Origin of the sequence: Vibrio intestinalis, from assembly GCF_025195085.2 — a bacterium.
Classification (GTDB): Bacteria; Pseudomonadota; Gammaproteobacteria; order Enterobacterales; family Vibrionaceae; genus Vibrio; species Vibrio intestinalis.
The window spans coordinates 252526-274183 of record NZ_JANAVY020000002.1 but is presented as its reverse complement, the minus strand read 5'-3'; the positions used below and the strand labels follow the sequence as shown (position 1 = coordinate 274183).

At 45.8% G+C, this 21658-nt stretch carries 25 protein-coding genes; 20 read left to right on the top strand and 5 right to left on the bottom strand.

The annotated features are described in order from the left end of the window. The 19 genes from MU515_RS05765 to pyrF form a co-directional block, all read left to right on the top strand. Nucleotides 1–1052 (top strand): chemotaxis protein CheW (locus MU515_RS05765; protein ID WP_260259442.1); only part of this gene is annotated, 1052 nt, incomplete at its 5' end. A gap of 36 nt (nucleotides 1053–1088) precedes the next feature. Then, nucleotides 1089–1583: a chemotaxis protein CheW gene (locus tag MU515_RS05760; protein ID WP_260259441.1), complete on the top strand. Its 495-nt coding sequence runs from the start codon at nucleotides 1089–1091 to the stop codon at nucleotides 1581–1583. After that, nucleotides 1583–2077, top strand: coding sequence for a DUF2802 domain-containing protein (locus MU515_RS05755; RefSeq protein WP_260259440.1), 495 nt, complete (start codon nucleotides 1583–1585; stop codon nucleotides 2075–2077). Before MU515_RS05760 ends, MU515_RS05755 begins: the two co-directional genes overlap by 1 nt. Before the next feature lie 221 nt (nucleotides 2078–2298). Continuing rightward, complete coding sequence (ccmA, locus tag MU515_RS05750; protein ID WP_260259439.1) at nucleotides 2299–2919, top strand: cytochrome c biogenesis heme-transporting ATPase CcmA; 621 nt, start codon at nucleotides 2299–2301, stop codon at nucleotides 2917–2919. A 2-nt stretch (nucleotides 2920–2921) separates the two neighbouring features. Next, a complete protein-coding gene (gene ccmB, locus MU515_RS05745) occupies nucleotides 2922–3590 on the top strand; it encodes a heme exporter protein CcmB (protein WP_260259438.1) in 669 nt (222 codons plus the stop codon). A 116-nt stretch (nucleotides 3591–3706) separates the two neighbouring features. After that, a complete protein-coding gene (locus MU515_RS05740; protein ID WP_260259436.1) occupies nucleotides 3707–4459 on the top strand; it encodes a heme ABC transporter permease in 753 nt (250 codons plus the stop codon). Between the two features lie 2 nt (nucleotides 4460–4461). After that, nucleotides 4462–4668, top strand: a complete 207-nt coding sequence (gene ccmD / locus MU515_RS05735; protein WP_260259435.1) for a heme exporter protein CcmD — start codon at nucleotides 4462–4464, stop codon at nucleotides 4666–4668. After that, nucleotides 4665–5150, top strand: a complete 486-nt coding sequence (ccmE, locus tag MU515_RS05730) for a cytochrome c maturation protein CcmE (protein WP_260259434.1) — start codon at nucleotides 4665–4667, stop codon at nucleotides 5148–5150. Before ccmD ends, ccmE begins: the two co-directional genes overlap by 4 nt. Then, a complete protein-coding gene (locus MU515_RS05725) occupies nucleotides 5147–7105 on the top strand; it encodes a heme lyase CcmF/NrfE family subunit (RefSeq protein WP_260259432.1) in 1959 nt (652 codons plus the stop codon). Before ccmE ends, MU515_RS05725 begins: the two co-directional genes overlap by 4 nt. Next, on the top strand, nucleotides 7106–7660 hold the full coding sequence (locus MU515_RS05720) for a DsbE family thiol:disulfide interchange protein (RefSeq protein ID WP_260259430.1): 555 nt from the start codon (nucleotides 7106–7108) through the stop codon (nucleotides 7658–7660). After that, nucleotides 7657–8139 carry a cytochrome c-type biogenesis protein gene (locus MU515_RS05715; RefSeq protein ID WP_260259429.1) on the top strand — a complete coding sequence of 161 codons (483 nt, stop codon included), beginning with the start codon at nucleotides 7657–7659 and terminating at the stop codon, nucleotides 8137–8139. Before MU515_RS05720 ends, MU515_RS05715 begins: the two co-directional genes overlap by 4 nt. Continuing rightward, nucleotides 8139–9356 (top strand): c-type cytochrome biogenesis protein CcmI, encoded by a 1218-nt coding sequence (gene ccmI / locus MU515_RS05710; protein ID WP_260259427.1) that lies wholly within the window; start codon nucleotides 8139–8141, stop codon nucleotides 9354–9356. The genes MU515_RS05715 and ccmI overlap by 1 nt, the downstream gene beginning before the upstream one ends. Before the next feature lie 51 nt (nucleotides 9357–9407). Then, a complete protein-coding gene (locus MU515_RS05705) occupies nucleotides 9408–10169 on the top strand; it encodes an MlaA family lipoprotein (RefSeq protein ID WP_432816132.1) in 762 nt (253 codons plus the stop codon). Nucleotides 10170–10349: 180 nt separating this feature from the next. Further along, nucleotides 10350–11030 carry a (d)CMP kinase gene (gene cmk / locus MU515_RS05700; RefSeq protein WP_260259425.1) on the top strand — a complete coding sequence of 227 codons (681 nt, stop codon included), beginning with the start codon at nucleotides 10350–10352 and terminating at the stop codon, nucleotides 11028–11030. Between the two features lie 106 nt (nucleotides 11031–11136). Next, nucleotides 11137–12807 carry a 30S ribosomal protein S1 gene (gene rpsA / locus MU515_RS05695; protein WP_260259424.1) on the top strand — a complete coding sequence of 557 codons (1671 nt, stop codon included), beginning with the start codon at nucleotides 11137–11139 and terminating at the stop codon, nucleotides 12805–12807. 245 nt (nucleotides 12808–13052) lie between these two features. Continuing rightward, nucleotides 13053–13337: an integration host factor subunit beta gene (gene ihfB, locus MU515_RS05690; protein WP_333482214.1), complete on the top strand. Its 285-nt coding sequence runs from the start codon at nucleotides 13053–13055 to the stop codon at nucleotides 13335–13337. Between the two features lie 126 nt (nucleotides 13338–13463). Beyond that, the gene (locus tag MU515_RS05685; protein ID WP_260259422.1) at nucleotides 13464–13745 is read left to right on the top strand and encodes a LapA family protein; all 282 of its coding nucleotides are present in this window, start codon (nucleotides 13464–13466) and stop codon (nucleotides 13743–13745) included. Between the two features lie 23 nt (nucleotides 13746–13768). After that, complete coding sequence (lapB, locus tag MU515_RS05680; protein WP_260259421.1) at nucleotides 13769–14938, top strand: lipopolysaccharide assembly protein LapB; 1170 nt, start codon at nucleotides 13769–13771, stop codon at nucleotides 14936–14938. A gap of 83 nt (nucleotides 14939–15021) precedes the next feature. After that, nucleotides 15022–15717: an orotidine-5'-phosphate decarboxylase gene (gene pyrF, locus MU515_RS05675; RefSeq protein WP_260259420.1), complete on the top strand. Its 696-nt coding sequence runs from the start codon at nucleotides 15022–15024 to the stop codon at nucleotides 15715–15717. Between the two features lie 49 nt (nucleotides 15718–15766). Here pyrF and MU515_RS05670 read toward each other — a convergent pair whose 3' ends face one another. From MU515_RS05670 to cysP, 4 genes are all read right to left on the bottom strand, one after another. Continuing rightward, nucleotides 15767–16897 (bottom strand): sulfate/molybdate ABC transporter ATP-binding protein, encoded by a 1131-nt coding sequence (locus tag MU515_RS05670; RefSeq protein ID WP_260259419.1) that lies wholly within the window; start codon nucleotides 16895–16897, stop codon nucleotides 15767–15769. 8 nt (nucleotides 16898–16905) lie between these two features. After that, nucleotides 16906–17763: a sulfate ABC transporter permease subunit CysW gene (cysW, locus tag MU515_RS05665; protein WP_260259418.1), complete on the bottom strand. Its 858-nt coding sequence runs from the start codon at nucleotides 17761–17763 to the stop codon at nucleotides 16906–16908. Between the two features lie 10 nt (nucleotides 17764–17773). Beyond that, complete coding sequence (gene cysT / locus MU515_RS05660) at nucleotides 17774–18631, bottom strand: sulfate/thiosulfate ABC transporter permease CysT (protein ID WP_260259417.1); 858 nt, start codon at nucleotides 18629–18631, stop codon at nucleotides 17774–17776. Between the two features lie 90 nt (nucleotides 18632–18721). Then, nucleotides 18722–19732, bottom strand: coding sequence for a thiosulfate ABC transporter substrate-binding protein CysP (gene cysP / locus MU515_RS05655; protein WP_260259416.1), 1011 nt, complete (start codon nucleotides 19730–19732; stop codon nucleotides 18722–18724). A gap of 188 nt (nucleotides 19733–19920) precedes the next feature. Between cysP and cysM the strand changes: the two genes are divergently transcribed. Continuing rightward, the gene (gene cysM, locus MU515_RS05650; RefSeq protein WP_260259415.1) at nucleotides 19921–20814 is read left to right on the top strand and encodes a cysteine synthase CysM; all 894 of its coding nucleotides are present in this window, start codon (nucleotides 19921–19923) and stop codon (nucleotides 20812–20814) included. Nucleotides 20815–20859: 45 nt separating this feature from the next. Here cysM and miaE read toward each other — a convergent pair whose 3' ends face one another. Continuing rightward, nucleotides 20860–21633 (bottom strand): tRNA isopentenyl-2-thiomethyl-A-37 hydroxylase MiaE, encoded by a 774-nt coding sequence (gene miaE / locus MU515_RS05645; RefSeq protein WP_260259413.1) that lies wholly within the window; start codon nucleotides 21631–21633, stop codon nucleotides 20860–20862. Nucleotides 21634–21658: the final 25 nt, after the last annotated feature.

The window sequence follows — 21658 nt, the reverse complement described above, 5'->3', positions numbered from 1 at the left end:
AGCCAGAGCCAGAGCCAGAGCCAGAGCCAGAGCCAGAGCCAGAGCCAGAGCCAGAGCCAGAGCCAGAGCCAGAGCCAGAGCCAGAGCCAGAGCCAGAGCCAGAGCCAGAGCCAGAGCCAGAGCCAGAAATTTCCAAGCCTGAGATTCACGTCAACGGCTTTGAACTTCAACCTAAGGCGCAAGAGTGGAGTGAAGAAAGCTTCTATCAATCAACTACTGCCGAGATTGAAGTCCCAAATTTAGAAGATGTCGAGCGACTACTGCAGCAGCTTGAGACATCGAACCCCGTTGATGATTTGCATCTCGACGAGGTTATGGAGCAGAATACGGTTCAGATTGCTCAAGAAGTCGCCCAGCAGGCCATCGAAGAAGAAATTCAAGAATGGGATGTTGAAGTACTCGCTGAGCCAGAGCCGCAGATTGCCGAGCCAAGTATTGAGGTAGAGCCGCCTGTTGTCGAGGTTGAACCTGCTGAGCCTGAAATAGTGCCAGTGATTGAGCCGACATTTGACGTTGAACAGGTGCAAGAAGTTGAAACCGCTGTTGAGTTAGAAACGCAAGCGGGTGGTCACTTAGCTGCTACGTGGGAGTCCACGCAGCGAGACCAAGATTTCCAAGTGCTTTACTTTGATGTGAATGGCGTGACATTCGCAGTTCCACTAGATGAACTTGGTGGGATTCACCAGCTAGCAGAATTGAGCCATTTAATCGGTCGTCCAGACTGGTATTTGGGTCTTCAAACCAGCCGAGAAGCCCAACTGGATGTGGTCGACACAGCCAAATGGGTAATGGCTGACAAGCTTGCTGATGATTCTTACAAAGAAGAATACCAATACATCGTGATGTTAGGCGAAAGTATGTGGGGGTTAGCTTCGACCCAACTTATGGGTACCGAACTGCTAAACACCGATATGGTTCGCTGGCGTGAAACAGCAGGCAAACGACCATGGCTTGCTGGCATGGTGAAAGAAAAAATGTGCGCTTTGATCCATGTTGAAGCATTGATCACTATGCTAAATGCTGGACTTGATGTAAAAGCATTAGATAAATAGAAAAGTACGCCTAGTAAGGCTTAGAGAGGTTAAGGTATGTCTCAAACTAACGAAGTAGAAATGAGAAAAGATCAGTCTAACGACGAAGTGCTTCAGTGGGTGACGTTCCAGTTAGAAGAAGAAACGTACGGCATCAATGTAATGCAAGTACGTGAAGTTCTGCGCTACACAGAAATTGCGCCAGTACCAGGTGCACCGGATTACGTTCTAGGTATCATCAACCTACGTGGTAACGTTGTAACAGTTATTGATACACGTTCACGCTTTGGTTTGATGGAAGGTGAAATCACTGATAACACTCGTATCATCGTGATTGAATCTGAGCATCAAGTAATCGGTATTTTGGTTGATAGCGTTGCTGAAGTAGTTTACCTACGTTCTTCTGAAATCGACACAACGCCAAGCGTTGGTACTGATGAAAGCGCTAAGTTCATCCAAGGTGTTAGCAACCGTGATGGTAAGCTGCTTATTTTGGTTGACCTTAACAAGCTTCTTACTGACGAAGAATGGGATGAGATGGCTCACCTATAATGAACACCAGCTTGCTGACTAGTACTCCGGTGATTGCCGGAGTCATAGCGTTTTTCGTACTTGTGATATTGCTTAGCCTATTTAGGCTCAAGCGTTCACAACGCATTGCAGCGGATCATGCAAGGCAGCAACATCGCAATTTGGACCGAGAGTTACAAAAAGCGAATAAGCAGCTACTGGAAGTAAGATCGGTTGTTGTTGGCCTTGGACAAAAAGTCAGCGAACAACAAGACATCATTCACCACCTGCTTGAGCGTATAAAAGATCTTGAGCAAGCTGATGGTGATGGACGTTTGTATTCTCGCGCAACCAAGATGGTTCAGTTAGGCGCAGACCTCAATGAACTGATTGAAGAGTGTGAGCTACCAAAGGCAGAAGCAGAATTGATGATGTCTTTGCAGAATAAGCTCGCCGGGCGCGAAAAAATACCGCCACTAGGGGGTAGCCCAGACAAACGCCAAGCTGCTGCGCGAAGGAAAGTACAGAAAAAATAATTAAGGATGCCAAGTGCATCCTTTTTTTATGTCGCCATAACTACAAGTGTAAATATGAATACCTCGCTTATTGATGTAACCATTTAGTGGTAATTACTACTAAATGTGATTATTTATTAATGCATTCTTACGTAGTTTCGTGACTCGTAAAGGTCTATTGCTATGTTGTCAAAAAGTGGCTGTGGTAATATAAACCCATACTTTTCCTGTTGTGACTATAAATGTTAGAAGTAAAACAACTGACAGCTATTCGAGATGAAAGAGTTTTGTTTGCGGCTCTTTCTTTTACTATCGATAGCGGTGAATTAGTACAGATCGAAGGCCGCAATGGCACAGGGAAAACAACGTTATTACGTATTGTTGCCGGCTTGGGCGATCGTGATGAAGGTGAGGTGTGTTGGAACGGTGAGACCATTGAGTCCAACCGCGATGCTTACCATCAAGATTTGCTCTTCTTAGGACACCAGACAGGCGTTAAGCGTGAGCTTACAGCTTATGAAAATGTGCGTTTCTATCTGTCGATTCACAGTAAGAAAGCGGTCGAGAAACAAGCGATCTTCGATGCCCTAACTAAGGTTGGCCTTGCTGGTCGTGAGGATGTGCCTGTCGCGCAGCTTTCCGCAGGTCAGCAGCGCCGAGTTGCTCTAGCGCGCTTGTGGCTGAGCGATCATAAGTTGTGGATTTTAGATGAGCCACTGACGGCGATTGATAAACAAGGTGTAAAGGTACTGGAAGCGTTGTTTCTTCAGCATGCTCAAAATGGTGGCATCGTGGTGTTAACAACTCACCAAGATATGTTTGCCGATAATCCCAAACTTAGAAAAATTAAGTTAGGAGGTTAACCATGTTTGCTGCAATGAATAGCATTGTTCGCCGCGAACTGCTGATCGCCTTTCGCCGCCAAGCTGATATCTTCAATCCGCTGTGGTTTTTCATCATTGTTATTACACTATTCCCGTTAAGTATTGGCCCTGAGCCTAACTTGCTTACGCGTATTGCAGCAGGCATTGTTTGGGTCGCGGCGTTACTCTCGGCACTGCTATCACTAGAGCGTCTATTCCGTGACGATTTCCAAGATGGCGCACTAGAGCAAATGATGTTGATGCCAGTACCGTTATCAGTGGTGGTGATTTCTAAAGTGGCCGCTCACTGGTTGCTTACTGGCCTGCCTTTGATATTGATTAGCCCGCTATTAGCGGTGTTGCTCTCTTTAGATTTCAACACATGGTTGGCGGTTGTTCTAACCTTATTGGTAGGTACGCCGACGTTGAGCTTTATTGGGGCGATTGGTGTCGCGTTGACGGTTGGCCTGCAGAAAGGTGGGGTACTGCTAAGTTTATTAGTACTGCCGTTGTATATTCCGATACTGATTTTTGCTACGTCAGCGATTGATGCAGCCTCGCTGGGTATGGGTTATAGCGGTCAGCTAGCCATATTAGGTGCGATGTTTATGGCTGCTTTAACCTTAACGCCTTTTGCAATTAGTGCGGCATTGAGAGTAAGTGTGAATTAATTGTTTTCGATCAAGCACGAAAAATTCCCATTATATAAATTACAAAACTAATAATTATTGCGTAGCAAATTTTTGAAGCGCAACACAAAAAACTGAAGTAAAGAGCGAGAACAAACATGTGGAAATGGCTACATCCTTATGCAAAGCCTGAATCCGCTTACCAGCTGTGTGGTAAGTTATTGCCCTGGTTTTCTATATTGGCGCTGCTGTGTTTATCAGTCGGTACCGTATGGGGACTAGCTTTTGCACCTTCTGATTATCAGCAAGGTGACAGCTTCCGAATTATCTATATTCATGTGCCTTCGGCTATTTGGTCGATGGGTGTCTACATGTCGATGGCTATTGCTGCATTCATTGGTCTTGTTTGGCAAATCCGTTTGTCGGATATGGCGGCACTGGCTATGGCTCCTATCGGCGCAGTGTTTACTTTTATCGCTCTGTTGACCGGTGCGGTATGGGGCAAGCCAATGTGGGGTACATGGTGGGTATGGGATGCTCGCCTTACCTCAGAGCTAATTCTTCTATTCTTATATCTTGGTGTTATCGCTCTTTACCATGCGTTTGATGATCAAAAAACGGCGGCTAAAGCGGCGGGTATTTTGGCGATTGTTGGCGTGGTTAATTTGCCAATCATTCACTTCTCAGTGGAGTGGTGGAATACGCTGCACCAAGGCGCAACGATTACTAAGTTTGATAAACCTTCGATCTCCAACGATATGTTATGGCCGCTGCTGTTAAACATTTTCGGTTTCGCATTTTTCTTTGGTGCTCTAACTATGGTTCGTTTACGTAACGAGATTATAAGCAAAGAAAGTCACCGCCCTTGGGTGGTCGCCCTTTCTTCTCGTGCGACTCAGAGAGGTAACTGATCATGCATTTTGAATCTTTGAGTGATTTTTTGGCCATGGGTGGCTACGCCGGTTATGTATGGAGCTCTTTCGGTATCACTTTCTTCGTAATGATCGCATTGCTTGTTAGCAGCGTTCGACGACATAAAACCCTGCTTAATGAAGTTCAGGCTAAAGTTGAGCGTCAAGCTCGCATCGATGCCGCTAAGAATTTGGAGAATACCTTATGAACCCAAGACGTAAAAAGAGGCTCACAATTGTTCTTGCGATTTTTCTGGGTATATCGTCCACTATTGGTTTGATGCTGTATGCGTTAAACCAAAATATGGACTTGTTCTATACACCGACTGAACTTGTGCAAGGCAAACCGGATGGTACTAAACCACAGGTTGGTCAGCGCTTGCGTATTGGCGGTATGGTGGTTGAAGGTTCAGTGAAGCGTGATAGTGAATCCTTACGTGTATCGTTCGATTTGCACGATGTTGGCCCTAAAGTGACCATCGTATACGACGGTATTTTGCCGGATCTGTTCCGTGAAGGGCAGGGTATTGTGGCGCAAGGTGTGTTGTTAGATTCAACTACAGTAGAAGCATTTGAAGTGTTAGCCAAACACGATGAAGAGTACATGCCACCAGAAGTGGCAGAAGCGATGCAAAAGTCTCATCAGCCTCTTGATTACACAGAACAACAAAAACAAGGAAGCGGTGAATGATTGCTGAAATTGGTCACTTTGCGCTGATCGTTTCTCTTGCGATGGCAGTATTGCTCAGCATACTGCCGTTGATAGGAGCATCACGAAATAACACTATGTTAATGAATACCGCAAGACCATTGTCTTGGGGTATGTTTCTTTTACTTTCGATCTCATTCGGTGTGCTGCTTTGGGCATTTTACACCAATGATTTTACGTTAAGTTACGTTGCGAATAACTCAAACAGCCAACTGCCTTGGTATTACCGTTTAACCGCGGTTTGGGGCGCGCATGAAGGGTCATTACTGCTTTGGGTGCTAATCCAAGCGGCTTGGACTGTGGCCGTTGCGTCGTTTAGCCGTGGCATGCCACAAGAGTCCGTAGCACGTGTGCTAGCGGTAATGGGTATGATCACTGTCGGCTTCTTGCTGTTTATCATTGTGACGTCTAACCCATTCTTACGCACGTTGCCTTTCTTCCCAGTTGACGGTCGAGACTTAAACCCATTGTTGCAAGACCCGGGTCTGATTATTCACCCACCAATGCTGTACATGGGCTACGTAGGCTTCTCGGTTGCTTTCTCGTTCGCGATTGCATCATTGATGACAGGTCGTTTAGATACAGCATGGGCGCGTTGGTCTCGTCCTTGGACAACCGCAGCTTGGCTTTTCCTAACTTTAGGTATTGCACTAGGTTCTTGGTGGGCTTACTACGAGCTTGGCTGGGGTGGTTGGTGGTTCTGGGATCCAGTAGAGAATGCATCCTTTATGCCTTGGCTAGCAGGTACCGCATTAATGCACTCACTTGCTGTCACCGAAAAGCGCGGCACATTTAAAGCGTGGACAGTATTACTGGCTATCTCAGCATTCTCGCTTAGCTTGCTCGGTACTTTCCTTGTACGTTCCGGTATTTTGGTTTCGGTGCATGCGTTTGCGTCCGATCCGTCTCGCGGCATGTTCATCCTTGGCTTCTTGGTCTTCGTTATCGGTGGTTCTTTATTGCTATTTGCCGTGAAAGGCGCGTCAGTACGAGTGCGTGGTAACTTTGATTTAGTGTCGCGTGAAAATGCTTTGCTGGCTAACAACGTACTGCTGATTACCGCGCTCATGGTCGTGCTTGTTGGTACATTGCTGCCATTAGTACACAAGCAGATTGGTTTAGGCTCAGTTTCTATTGGTACGCCTTTCTTCGACATGTTGTTTGCATGGCTGATGATTCCATTCTCGTTCTTACTTGGTATCGGTCCATTAGTTCGTTGGAAGCGTGATAACCTGTCGAGCTTGGCAAAACCTATGCTGATTTCAGGCGTAGCTTCGCTTGTTCTTGCGTGGGTTTTCAACACGATTTTCTCGGATCAGTTCCTAGTGATGGCTTATATCGGCTGGGTGATGGCGATGTGGATTATTTTGATGCATGGCTACGAGATGTACCAACGCGCGACACACCGTCATAGTTTTGCTGTTGGTATTACCAAATTGCAGCGCAGCCATTGGGCGATGATTTTAGGTCACCTTGGTTTAGCCGTGACCGTGATTGGTATTGCGATGGTGCAAAACTACAGCATTGAACGCGATGTGCGTTTAGCGCCGGGTGATAACTTCCAATTGCAAGGTTATAACTTCTACTTCTCAGGTGTGCGAGACAGTGACGGCCCGAACTATGATGGCTACATTGCTGATTTCGATATTACCCTTAATGGCAAGCCTATCAACACGTTACACGCTGAAAAACGTTTCTATCAAACCGCTCGTTCGATGATGACTGAAGCGGCCATTGATCGTAGTGTCACTCGTGACTTATACGTGGCGATGGGTGACCGCCTTGACGATAATAAATCATGGGCAGTACGTATTTACTACAAACCGTTTGTAAACTGGATTTGGGCTGGCTCATTCATCATGGCATTAGGTGGTGCGTTGGCAATCAGTGACAAGCGTTACCGTTTCAGAAAGAAAGCCAGTAAGCAGGAGGCGTAAATGAACAAGAAACTTCTATTTATTCCACTTGTGGCATTCATGGCATTAGTGTCGGTTTTTGTTACTCAGCTAGTGAAAAACGCAGAAGGTGACGATCCAACGAAACTTGAATCGGTTTTGGTGGGTAAAAACGTCCCTGAGTTCCGCTTAGAAGATTTAGCTGAGCCGGGTAAGCTGTATGACCAAGGCATTTTTAAAGGTGAGCCATTACTTCTGAACGTATGGGCGACGTGGTGCCCGACTTGTTATGCAGAGCACCAGTACCTTAATGAGCTTGCAGGTAAAGGCGTGAAAATTATCGGCCTTAACTACAAAGACCAACGTGATAAAGCCGTAGGCTGGTTGAATGACTTAGGTAACCCATACCTAATCAGCTTGTTTGATGGCGATGGCATGCTTGGTTTAGACCTCGGCGTCTATGGTGCACCGGAAACTTTCTTGATTGATGCCAATGGCGTGATTCGTTATCGCCACGTAGGCGATGTAAATCCGCGTAACTGGCAAGAGAAGCTGCAACCTATGTATCAACAAATGGTTGAGGAGGCGAAACAATGAAAAAGTGGATTTTCGCATTCTTGATCGCTTGTTCTTTTTCAATGGTGGCTCATGCCACGATTGAAGTGTATGAGTTTGAAAACCTAGAGCAAGAGCAGCAGTTTAAAGAACTTGGTAATACCTTGCGTTGTCCTAAATGTCAGAACAACACGATCGCCGATTCGAACGCAGAACTTGCGCAAGACCTTCGTCAGAAAGTGTATGAAATGACCAAAGAGGGCAAAGACAAAGACGAAATCGTCGATTACATGATTGCTCGCTACGGTAATTTTGTTACTTATAACCCACCGTTTACGTGGGCGACCTCCATCCTGTGGCTTGGTCCTATTTCAGTTTTACTGATTGGTTTTGGGTTTATTGTTGTGCGCAGCCGCAAAGGTAAGCAACAACCAGAAACGGTCAGTGAAGAATGGGATCAAGACAAAGAGCAACGTCTCAAAGCGCTGCTTGGTGATGACAATGATGGAGACAAACAATAATGACACTATTTTGGATTGCCTCGATCATCCTAATCGTTCTAAGTGGCTTGCTGATTGCGTGGCCACTGATTAAGAACAAGGCAAACAATGACCAAGCGCTGCGTGATGAACTGAACAAAGCGTTTTACAAAGACAGACTGTCTGAGCTTGAAGAAGAAACCAGTGAAGGTTTAGTTAACGATCAACAAGAGTTGATTGCTGACTTAAAACAGTCACTACTGGATGATATTCCTGTTGACGGTGAGCAAGCTGGCACATCGAAAACGAACCCACTGTTAGTGCTTGTGCCTTCGATGTTGCTTTTGATGGGGTTGTCTTACGGTATGTACTACAAGTTTGGTGCTGCAGAAGATGTGATGCAGTGGCAACAGGTGAGCTCAAACCTTGGCGCATTGTCTAAAAAGCTTTCTTCTCCTGAAGCAACATCGCTGACAGAAGATGAGATGCAAGACTTAACGCTGGCGCTACGCACACAGCTTTACTACAAACCTGAAGAAGCCGAAGGGTGGTTACTGCTAGGCCGAATCGCGTTAGCTAACCGCGATGTCACCACAGCTACGGGCGCAATGAGCAAAGCGTATGATCTAGAGGGCGATAACCCAGATATCATGCTGGGCTATGCGCAAGCCTTGATGCTTTCACAAGAACCCACTGATCAAGATAAAGCGCGTAAGTTGCTGGCGAAGCTGATTCAGCAAGATTACGTGGATTTACGCGTGTTCTCTTTGCTGGCGTTTGATGCGTATGAGCGTAAAGACTTTAATGCCGCTGTGCGTTATTGGAGCATCATGCAACAGATGATTGGGCCGAAAGATGAGCGTTTTGAAATGCTGTCACGCAGTATTGAAAATGCTCAGAGACAAATGGGCATCGCGCCAAACAGTGGGAAATCAGTTTCCGTATCGATTGAGCTTGCGCCAAATGTTCAGGCTAGCCCGAGCGCTGCGTTGATTGTATCGGTACACAATGCTGATGGTTCTCCAGTTCCTGTTGCAGCGGCACGTTATCCGCTAGGTACTTTCCCAAGAACGGTTGTACTCGATGACGGTAACAGCATGATGCAAGGGCAAAAGTTATCTCAACTTGAGAACTATATGGTACGCGTTCGAATCGATAACGACGGCAATGTAGCGACGAAAGATGGTGACTGGTTTGGTGAAAGCCAAGCGGCAGAAATGGGTCAATCTGTTTCAGTTATAATTGAGAAACAGTATTAATAACACTCGTTTATGAGTAAACTAGGCTAGAGTATAACTCTAGCCTTTTTTATGGATATATCAATGAAGTGTAAACTAAGGTTTTGGCTCTCCTTGCTGACCGTTCTGTTATTATCGGGTTGTGCAAGTGCTCCAGAAGAGCAAGGTTATGATACGGGCGTTAATGATCCGTTCGAGGGTTTTAACCGTTCAATGTGGGCGATCAATTACGACTACCTTGACCCTTATCTTGTGCGTCCTGTTTCTCTCACTTATGTGGAATATACGCCTCGTCCAGTACGCATCGGCATATCTAATGTACTGAGTAACTTAGATGAGCCTTCAAGTATGGTCAACAATCTGTTAATGGGTAACGGTGGCAAGGCATTTGATCACTTCAACCGTTTTTGGATTAACAGTACATTCGGTTTATTAGGTCTGATAGATATTGCATCCGATGCCGGAATCACCGATCACAGTGATAAAGCATTAGGTGATGCAGCTGGTCATTATGGTGTGGGCAATGGCCCTTACGTGATGGTGCCGGGTTACGGACCATGGACTGCAAGAGAAAGCTTAGATTTCGTTGATGGTATGTATGTGCCACTTTCTTATCTAAACTTTTGGGCTGGCTTGGGTAAATGGGCGCTTGAAGGAATGGAGTCGCGCGCGGCATTAGTGACGCAAGAGTCTCTACTAGAGAACTCTCCAGATCCGTACGCGTTAACTCGTGATATCTACTTGCAACACCAAGACTTCAAAGCAGAGCTTGATACCGAGCAGGTTGATGAAGCGGAAGAAGAGTACTTGGACGAATATTTAGAAGATTTCTAATTGATAGAACATCAAATAGTAAACTTGCAAAAGGCTTGGATTATCCAAGCCTTTTTTCTTTTCAACGCCGCAAAGTTAAACGCAATCTTCCCTAGAACCTTGGGGAAATTACCACTATAATTTGTCGCCGATAAAGTCAGCGCAGCATCGCACTGGCAGATAACCAACTTGGAGTATTTCATGTCCACTCATACACCGGTAATTACCGTCGATGGGCCAAGTGGTGCTGGTAAAGGCACGCTTTGTATGCAGCTAGCAGGTAAGCTAGGTTTTCACTTACTTGACTCTGGTGCTATCTATCGAGTGCTTGCTTTGGCAGCGATTCATCACGGAGTGGATCTTGATTCGGAAGATGCGCTAGTAGCACTGGCTACTCATCTAGACGTTCAATTTATTGCTGAAGGTGAGTTGGTTAAAGTTATTTTAGAAGGTGAAGATGTATCAGGAGAGCTACGTAAAGAGCAAACTGGTATGGCTGCATCTAAAGTAGCGGCACTGCCACGTGTACGTGAAGCCCTACTTCGTCGTCAACGTGCTTTTGCGGAAGGTGCTGGCCTAGTGGCTGATGGCCGTGATATGGGCACAGTGGTATTCCCACAAGCTGAAGTTAAAATCTTCCTAGATGCGAGCGCAGAAGAGCGTGCGGATCGACGCCTTAAACAGTTGCAAGGCAAGGGGTTAGATGTTAAATTTGACGACCTTTTGAGCGAGATCCAAGAGCGAGACGACCGAGATCGTAATCGCCCAGTGGCGCCACTACGCCCTGCAGAGGATGCGCTCGTGCTTGATTCTACGTCGATGGGTATCGACGAAGTTGTGGAAAAAGCACTACAATATATTGAATCTAAACTGACTGCGTAATTAGCGGGGTCAGCTCAGAGCGTCGGTCGCAAGGATGATGACTGGCGAATTTAACAACCCCATGAGGTAGGATACCCGTGGACGTTTATTTATTGAAGATTAAATAATGACTGAATCTTTTGCTCAACTCTTTGAAGAGTTTCTAAACGAAACAGAATTCCAACAAGGCAGCATCGTTAAAGGTACTGTAGTAGCTATCGAGAACGGTTTCGTTCTTGTTGACGCTGGTCTTAAGTCTGAATCTGCTATCCCTGCTGAACAGTTCAAGAACGCTGCTGGCGAACTTGAAGTTGAAGTTGGCGCTGAAGTAGACGTAGCTCTAGACGCTGTTGAAGATGGTTTCGGTGAGACTCAACTTTCTCGTGAGAAAGCTAAGCGTCACGAAGCTTGGATCGTTCTTGAGAAAGCTTGCGAAGAAGCTGAAACTGTTGTTGGTATCATCAACGGTAAAGTTAAAGGCGGTTTCACTGTTGAACTAAACGGTATCCGTGCTTTCCTTCCAGGTTCTCTAGTAGACGTTCGCCCAATCCGTGACACTGCTCACCTAGAAAACAAAGAGCTAGAGTTCAAAGTTATCAAACTTGACCAGAAGCGTAACAACGTAGTTGTTTCTCGTCGCGCAGTTATCGAATCTGAAAACAGCGTTGAGCGTGATGAACTTCTTGAAAACCTACAAGAAGGTGCAGAAGTTAAAGGTATCGTTAAGAACCTTACTGACTACGGTGCGTTCGTTGATCTTGGTGGTGTTGACGGTCTTCTACACATCACTGACATGGCTTGGAAGCGTGTTAAGCACCCATCTGAGATCGTTAACGTTGGTGACGAGATCCTAGTTAAAGTTCTTAAGTTCGACCGTGAGCGTACTCGCGTATCACTAGGTCTTAAGCAGCTAGGCGAAGATCCATGGGTAGCAATCGCTAAGCGTTACCCAGAAGGTCACAAACTATCTGGTCGCGTAACTAACCTAACTGACTACGGCTGCTTCGTTGAAATCGAAGAAGGCGTTGAAGGTCTAGTTCACGTTTCTGAAATGGATTGGACTAACAAGAACATCCACCCATCTAAAGTTGTTAATGTTGGCGACGAAGTTGAGGTTATGGTTCTTGAGATTGACGAAGAACGTCGTCGTATCTCTCTAGGTCTAAAACAGTGTAAAGCTAACCCATGGCAGTCATTCGCTGAAGCGCAAGCTAAAGGCGACAAAGTTACTGGTAAGATCAAGTCTATCACTGACTTCGGTATCTTCATCGGTCTAGAAGGCGGCATTGACGGTCTAGTTCACCTATCTGACATTTCTTGGAATGTTGCTGGCGAAGAAGCTGTACGTGAGTACAAGAAAGGCGACGAGATCTCTGCAGTTGTTCTAGCAGTAGATGCTGAGCGTGAGCGCATCTCTCTAGGCGTTAAGCAAATGGAAAACGACCCATTCAACGCTTACGTTTCTGAGAAGAAGAAAGGTGTTCTTGTAACTGGTACTGTTACTGCAGTAGACGCTAAAGGCGCAACTGTTGAGCTAGAAGAAGGCGTGGAAGGTTACATCCGCGTATCTGAAATCGCTCGTGACCGTGTAGAAGATGCATCTCTAATCCTAAGCGCTGGTGACAGTGTTGAAGCTAAGTTCACAGGTGTAGACCGTAAGAACCGCGTAATCAACCTATCTATCAAAGCTAAAGATGAAGCTGAAGAGCAAGAAGCAATGGCTTCACTGAACAAAGCAGATGATGCTTCATTCGGTAACGCTATGGCAGACGCTTTCAAAGCAGCTAAAGGCGAATAATTTAATTCCCCTATAGCAAAAAGGAGCCGCAAGGCTCCTTTTTTATTGGAAAGCATATAAATCAGAGACCTAGTTAAAAACTAGGCTGAAACGTGTGGATTAATACCAATTTGTGCAACGTCGCGTAAATTAACCTAATTTTACTTGCACACATTGCTCAATTTTTGTCTAGAATTGATAGCAAGTGTTTGTTGGAATTGGTATTACTTACTATAATACTGGTAAATTACTCTACGAGGGCAACTATGACTAAGTCTGAATTGATTGAAAGACTCTGTGCTGAGCAAACCCATCTTTCAGCTAAAGAGATCGAAGATGCCGTGAAGGATATTCTTGAGCATATGGCAACAACGCTTGAGAGTGGCGACCGAATTGAAATTCGTGGTTTTGGCAGTTTCTCACTTCATTACCGTGAGCCACGTGTAGGTCGTAACCCTAAAACCGGTGAAAAAGTTGAGCTTGACGGCAAACACGTCCCTCACTTTAAACCAGGTAAAGAATTACGTGAGCGCGTAAACGTTATTAACTGATCGGTTTACTTATTATTAAAGGCGGTGTGCGATTTCGTACACCGCCTTTTTCATAAGATAACCATGGAGTGTTCCGTGGTTTTACTGCATAATCTTACCGGTAGATTTTCAAATAGGTAACGGACTATGAAAATTATAAAAATCGTTGTTATTTTGGCTTTATTTCTGATTGCTCTCGCACTTGGCGCTCAAAACCAAGCAATAGTGAATTTTAATTATCTCCTTGCACAAGGTGACTTTCATTTGTCTACATTGTTAGGCAGCGTTTTCGTTACAGGTTTCGTTATCGCATGGGCGATTTTTGGCAGTCTTCATTTGAAATCTAAGTTACAGGTTCGCAAGCTAAAGAAACAACTTGATAAGCTTGCACCACCAGCCTCAACCGAGGTAGAAGAATCAAAAGCATAAGAGATAGGTAGGCTTTTTACTCGATGCTAGAAATACTCTTCTTGTTGTTGCCGATCGCCGCCGCTTACGGGTGGTATATGGGTAATCGCAGTGCCCAGCAAGACAAGCAGAAACACTCCAACCAGATCTCCCGCCAATACGTGACGGGTCTAAACCTGCTGTTGTCGGATCAATCTGACAAGGCGGTTGATCACTTTATCGAACTTTTGCAGGTCGATACTGACACCATTGATACTCACTTAGCTCTGGGTAACCTTTTCCGATCTCGCGGCGAAGTGGATCGCGCAATTCGTATTCACCAAAACTTAATCTCTCGCTCTGGGCTGACTATTGACCAGAAAAACATTGCGTTGCAGCAATTGGCGAAAGATTACATGGCGTCAGGATTCCTAGACCGTGCTGAGAAGATTTTTGAACAGCTAGTCGAAGAGCCAGAACACCGCGAGGCGGCGTTGCAGCAATTGGTCGCGATTTACCAACAAACCCGCGAGTGGAACAAAGCCACTCACTATGCTTCTTTGTTGGTGAAGATGGGGCGCAAGCGCATGCGAACCAGTATCGCGCATTTCTATTGTGAAATGGCGATGCAAGAGCAAGCGGATGGGGAAGGTGCTAAAGCAATTGCACACTTCAAGCGCGCATTGGTTGAAGACCCTAAATGTGTGCGCGCCAGTATTGCCCTAGGTCGACTTTACTTAGAGACCGAAGACTACGCGCAAACCATCAAATACATGACGATGGTGATTGATCAAGATATCGACTTTATCAGTGAAGTGTTACCGACCTTGGCTGATTGCTATCACCATTTGGGACAAGAAGACGAACTGCTTGAGTTCTTGCGTCAATGTATTGCTAACAAAGCCGGCGTATCAGCGGAACTGATGTTAGCTCAGCTGGTGGCTCAACACGAAGGCTCAGCGCACGCTCAAGAGCTGTTAACTCGACAGCTAGTGAAAAACCCAACCATGAAAGGTTTCTTCCGTTTGATGGATTACCACTTAATGGAAGCGGAAGAAGGCCGAGCAAAGAACAGTTTGGCGACTCTGCAAAAACTGGTTGGTGAACAATTGAAAGTGAAGCCTCATTACCGTTGCCGTAAATGTGGCTTTTCGACCCACTCAATGTATTGGCATTGTCCTTCATGTAAGGGGTGGGGAACGATCAAACCAATCCGCGGATTGGATGGTGAGTAATTTAATGCAGCTGGCAGAGTTTCTGTCCGCTGCATTTTTTTAGCCTTTTATTTAACAAGAACTAAAAATCGTTAGGAGATGAAATGACCGACCAAAAAGTTATTGTCGCACTGGATTATGATAACCAAGCGGATGCGCTTGCTTTCGTAGATAGAATTGATCCTGCGTCATGCCGCCTAAAAGTAGGCAAAGAGATGTTTACGCTGTTTGGTCCTGATTTCGTTAAAGAGTTGCACAAAAGAGACTTCTCTGTATTCCTTGACTTGAAATTCCACGATATTCCAAACACGTGTTCAAAAGCAGTACGTGCAGCGGCCGAGCTAGGTGTATGGATGGTTAACGTTCATGCCAGCGGTGGTGAGCGTATGATGACGGCATCCCGTGAAATTCTAGAGCCGTATGGTAAAGATCGCCCACTTTTGATTGGTGTAACGGTATTGACCAGTATGGAGCAAAGTGATCTAGCGGGTATTGGTTTGGATATCGCGCCAAAAGACCAAGTGATTCGTTTAGCATCACTGACTAAGAACTCAGGTCTAGACGGTGTGGTATGTTCGGCTCATGAAGCCTCTATGCTTAACTCAGAGCTTGGTAAAGAGTTTAAACTTATAACCCCAGGTATTCGCCCAGCAGGTTCAGCACAAGGCGATCAGCGCCGTATCATGACGCCTGTAGAAGCGATTCAAGCAGGTTCTGACTACTTAGTGATTGGTCGCCCAATTACTCAAGCTGCAAACCCAGCAGAGGTGCTTGCGCAAATTAACGCGACTTTGGCGTAGTTTCTCTAAAAGCGAATCAGCAAGCCCGAGTTTTCACTCGGGCTTTTTATTAGATTTCGAAGTTGAGATTGTTTTTATCCACTAAAGGCCATTGAATGACTTGAGGTGAGCTCTGTTGATCTTGACCAAAAAAGTACCCGACTTGCGGTGAACCAAACACGCGTTGTCCTTTTTTAAACTGGTATTCCGCCAAATGTGCGTGGCTTAATTTGGCTTCCCATATCTCATCGCTTTGCCAACCATTTGGCGCAAGCTCAACCCGAACCTCAGCACCCACTGGATTGATTGCGACAATATCGAAAGGCAAGTTTGCTTGGCTATTTGGTTTGCTCGCGATAGATAGCTCGTGGCCGCGAACATATAACCAACCGTCTTTTGAGGTTTGCTGCGTATTCGGCGGCAAGATAAACGCTTGGCCATCCTGCCATCGTTTCTCATTGTGTTTGGCGTTAAAGACGTTCACGTTACCAAAGAAATCGAACACGAAACGGCTATTCGGTTTGGCATAGAGTGAAACGGGATCGTCCACCTGTTCAATTTTTCCGTTGCTCATCACCACAACGCGATCAGACAGTTCTAATGCTTCATCTTGGTCGTGAGTCACAAACACACTGGTAAAGCTAAGTTCGTCATGCAAGTTTCTTAACCAGCGACGCAGGTCTTTGCGCACTTTCGCATCCAAAGCGCCAAAAGGCTCATCAAGTAACAATATTTCTGGTTGAGTAGCAAGCGCGCGAGCGAGGGCGATGCGCTGTTTTTGTCCGCCAGAAAGCTGCTCAGGATAGCGATTCGCTAAATGGCCTAACTGCACCGTTTCAAGCAGATGATTTACGCGTTTGTTAATTTCTGCTTTAGAAGGTCGCTCACGTTTGTCCATCACTTGTAGACCAAACGCCACGTTATCCGCTACGCTCATGTGGCGAAACAACGCGTAATTTTGAAATACAAAGCCTACACGACGGTTACGAACGTGCACGTTAGTGACGTCACGGCCATTGAAGTGAATCTCACCTCTGTCACTGCCTTCTAGGCCGGCAATGATCCGAAGTAGGGTGGTTTTTCCTGAACCTGAAGGGCCTAGTAATCCAATCATCTCGCCATTTTCAATTTGTAGCGATAGAGGTGACAGCGCTTGAAAGCTACCGAAGGATTTTTCAATATTTTCTAAACGAATGCTCATAATATTAACTACTTATTATTGTTTTGACTGAGGATGTACTGGCGCTCTTGACGCCATTCGACCAGCGCCTTTAATGCCAATGTGATAAGGGCTAGAAATGCCAATAGCGATGCACTAGCAAACGCGGCTTCTGCTTGGTAATCCTGATAAAGCAGCTGAACTTGTAGCGGTAAAGTGTTGGTTTCACCACGAATGTTGCCAGAGACAACCGCTACCGCGCCAAATTCGCCGACCGCGCGTGCATTGGTAAGAATTACCCCGTAGATAAGTGCCCACTTGATATTGGGAAAGGTGACTCTTCGAAACAATTGCCACCACGACGCGCCGAGAATAACGGCCGCTTCTTCATCGGAATGACCCTGCTGCTGCATTAAAGGAATAAGCTCGCGAGCCACAAATGGGCTAGTGACAAACACCGTGACTAAGACTATGCCGGGCCAAGCAAACATGATTTGTAAGTCATGTTCCATCAGCCATTGGCCTAACCAACCACTACTGCCATAGAGAAGTAAATACAGTAGGCCAGCAACAACAGGTGATACTGCAAATGGGATGTCAATGAGTGTAATCAGTAGCTTTCTGCCTGGAAAATTAAAGCGGGTCACAGACCACGCCAGCATAATGCCGAACACTAAGTTAACTGGCACCGTTAACAGTGAAACCAATAAGGTCAATTGAATCGCATGTAAGTTGTCAGGCTCGGTGAGGTGTTCAAAATAGGCCGAGATACCACTAGCGAAAGCTTGCTGGAAAATACTAATTAGAGGAATAATCAGCAGTAGAGTAACCAATGCGAGGGTAAGCCCGATTAGTCCCCATTTTACCCAAGTTTGGTCACCAACGCGGCGAGGTTGATATTGATTCATCGCTTAGCTCCTAGTGGCCGTGGATACGGCGTAAGTAGCGTCCTTGCCACACGTTAATGGCTAGCAATAGGACAAGGGAAGTAACCAGCACTACGGATGCAATCGCACTTGCGGCAGCGAAATTGAATTCTTGTAAGCGGACAAAAATCATCAGCGAAGTAATCTCACTGATATACGGCATGTTACCGGCAATAAAAATCACCGCGCCAAATTCGCCTAGGCTTCGGGTGAAAGATAGTGCCGTACCAATGGCCAGTGCTGGCCAGATAGAAGGCATAATCACTTTGCTAAAAATCGACCAGTCGGATGCGCCTAGTGACATACCAGCTTCTTCCTCTTCGCTTGAGAGCTCTTCCAACACTGGCTGCACGGTGCGTACAACAAAAGGAATACTGGTGAATGCCATTGCGACAATAATGCCCAGCGGTGTGTAGGCTACTTTAATCCCAATCTCAGATAACACACTACCAATCCAACCGTTATCCGAATAAAGGTTCGCAAGCGTAATACCTGCTACTGCGGTGGGCAGTGCAAAGGGCAAATCGATCAGAGCATCGAGAATCCGCTTACCGGGAAAGCTATAACGCACCAGAACCCACGCTAACAATAAGCCAAAGCAAGCGTTAAACAGTGAAGCGGCGAGCGCGGCAAGCAGGGTGACTTTGTAACTGGCAACGATGCGAGGGTCGCTGATCATAAACCAGTATTCAGCCCATGTTAGGTGGCTAGTTTGCATGATTAGCCCAGTTGCAGGCAGCAACAAAATCAAACTAACAAACAGCAGTGAAATACCGAGGCTAATCGTAAAGCCGGGTAAGACTCGCTTATGTCGCAAGCCATTAGGCAAAGAGAAGGTTGAATTGGCCATAAAAACTACTCAGCAAACAGGCAATACAAAACAGAAACCGCGCGATTGAGCGTCGCTATCGCGCGGTTGAACAGGTGATAACAGAAGAAATTATCGACGTTGCAGTTGGTCGAGCTTAGCGCCGCTGGCAAACAGAGTTTTCATTGCGCTATCCCAGTCGCCCACGATTTGTTCAACGGTAAGTAGCTCTACTTCTGGGAAGGTATCTGAGAATTCAGCTTTTACTGTTTCGTTGTGTACGCGGTAGTTAAAGCCCGCTAACAAACGCTGCGCTTTTTCGCTGTACAGGTAGTTTAGGTATTCATTTGAAACGGCTGTCGTACCATTGCGCTCCGCATTTTTCTGAACAACAGCGACAGGGAATTCAGCCAAGATAGATGTTTTAGGGACAACCACTTCGTATTGGTCTGCGCCGTATTGCTGACGAATGTTGTTTACTTCAGATTCAAACGTAATCAACACATCACCGATTTTGCGCTCAACAAATGATGTGGTTGCACCACGGCCGCCTGTATCGAAAACAGCAACGTTAGCTAAGAATTGTTTAAGGAATGCGTCTTGTTGGTCTGTGCTTTCTTTACCAAACGTTTTCTGCGCATAGCCTAGCGCAGCAAGGTAAGTGTAACGACCGTTACCCGAGGTTTTAGGGTTCGGGAATACGCTCGCTACATCTACTTTGGCAAGATCGCCCCAATCTTGAATATTCTTCGGGTTACCTTTGCGCACAAGAAACGCTGTAGTAGAGAAGTAAGGTGAGCTCTGGTTCGAGAGCAGCTTCTTCCAATCTTCAGGGATCAGTTTGCCGCGGTCGTGGAGGATTTGTACATCCGTCACTTGGTTAAAGGTGACAACGTCTACTGGCATTCCTTGCAAAATGGAACGCGCTTGCGCAGAAGAGCCTGCATGAGATTGTTTGATCTCGATAGTATTGCCCGTTTTCTCTTGCCAATGCTCGGCGAAGATAGGGTTGTACGCAGCAAACAATTCGCGAGCGATATCGTAAGAGGCGTTCAGGATGGTTTGTTCTTCAGCAACTGCGTTAAAAGCGCTACCCAGCAAGATTGCGCTAGCCAAAAGACGTGATTTTATCTTTATTTTCATCTAAGAATCCTTTCCAAAATAAGGGGAATTATCTGCTGGATTCAGATTATGAGATAAGAACGATATATCAAAGGCCATTTATAGAACATAAGTGAATAAATCCTAACTAATTATTTTATCAGGAGAAAAATAACCCTTTATACTCTGAGCTTTACATCACTTTGTCCCTTATCACGGAGAAGATATACGTGACGGAATTTAACACGATAGAAGCTTATGTTGGCGGTACGCCACTGGTGAAACTGCAACGATTAGTGGCCGATAATGGCAGCACAGTGCTGGTTAAATTGGAGGGCAATAACCCTGCCGGTTCAGTGAAAGACAGGCCCGCATTGAACATGATTACTCAAGCGGAGTTACGTGGCGATATCTCTCCACAAGACACTTTAATTGAAGCCACCAGTGGTAATACCGGCATAGCGTTGGCGATGGCCGCGGCCATAAAAGGTTATCGAATTATTCTGATCATGCCGGACAATGCGACTCAAGAACGTAAAGACTCAATGCTGGCTTACGGCGCAGAGCTGATTTTGGTCAGCAAAGAAGAGGGTATGGAAGGCGCTCGCGATTTAGCTTTGAAGATGCAGGCCGAGGGTCAAGGCAAAGTGCTCGACCAATTCAACAATGGCGATAATCCTGATGTTCATTACCATTCAACAGGGCCTGAGATCTGGCAGCAATCGCAGCAAAAGATTACCCACTTTGTTTCTAGTATGGGGACAACGGGTACAATAATGGGCGTTTCACGCTATTTGAAGCAGCAAAACCAAGCGATAGAAATTATTGGTTTGCAGCCATCAGAGGGGAGTGCCATTCCGGGTATTCGTCGTTGGCCACAAGAATACTTACCGGGAATTTTTGAGCAGAGCCGAGTGGATAGAGTGTTAGACGTGGACCAATCGGACGCGGAGGAAACCGCACGTAACTTAGCTCAGAAAGAGGGCATTTGCGCTGGTGTCAGCTCAGGCGGCGCAGTGTTTGCCGCACTGCAAATTGCGAAAGATAATCCAAATTCAGTCGTGGTAGCAATTGTGTGTGACCGCGGGGATCGTTATCTATCTTCTGGTTTATTTTCCAGCTAATACTTGTATGAGAAATGCCGCTGACGACCGCCAGCGGCATTCAGTTTAATCGCAAGGTAAACCGCTGTGGAACTTAAAGTCATCATCAGGGCTTGAGATAAGCTGCGCCTCTAGATGGCCAAAGAAGGCAACACGTTCAGAAATATCTTTGCCTGCAATCTCTTCCGCTAAGATAAGGTAATCTTGGTAGTGACGCGCCTCAGAGCGTAGTAGAGAGATATAAAACTTGGCAATATCTTCATCCATATGCGGCGCAAGCTTGGCAAAACGTTCACAAGAGCGCGCTTCTATGTAGGCTCCAATGATGAGTTTATCGATCAGTGTTTGTGGCTCATAGGTGGCCATTTCCGCCAATAAACCTTTCGCGTAACGGCTTGCAGTGACGGGCTCATAAGCGATACCGCGCTGCTCCATGATCTCTAGCACTTGATAGAAATGGTGCAGCTCTTCTTTGATCAACAATACCATCTTATCAATTAAATCTTGGCTGTACGGTGAGCCGGACTTAGCCATGATTGATTTAGAAATATTGCTCTTTCCTTTTAATGTTTCAAGCGAGCCTGTCTTACGGTAAGCAAAATCTTCATAAGGTTTGAACCAATCAAGTAAGCTATTGGCACTTTGTTTATCGACTGCATACTTACGAATTAAGTACATCGCTGATTGACCTGCTTTTAGCTCACACAGCAAGTGATCAATTAATACGGTTTTTAGATTTTCTGGTTTAGCGGCTTCCACTACCCATTCGTCGGGTGTCGGACATTGCAGGAATTGATTAATAGGAGCGAGCAGCTCTTGGTATTGTTCTAGTTGTTTCATGTGACTTTACAAACTTATATAAAAA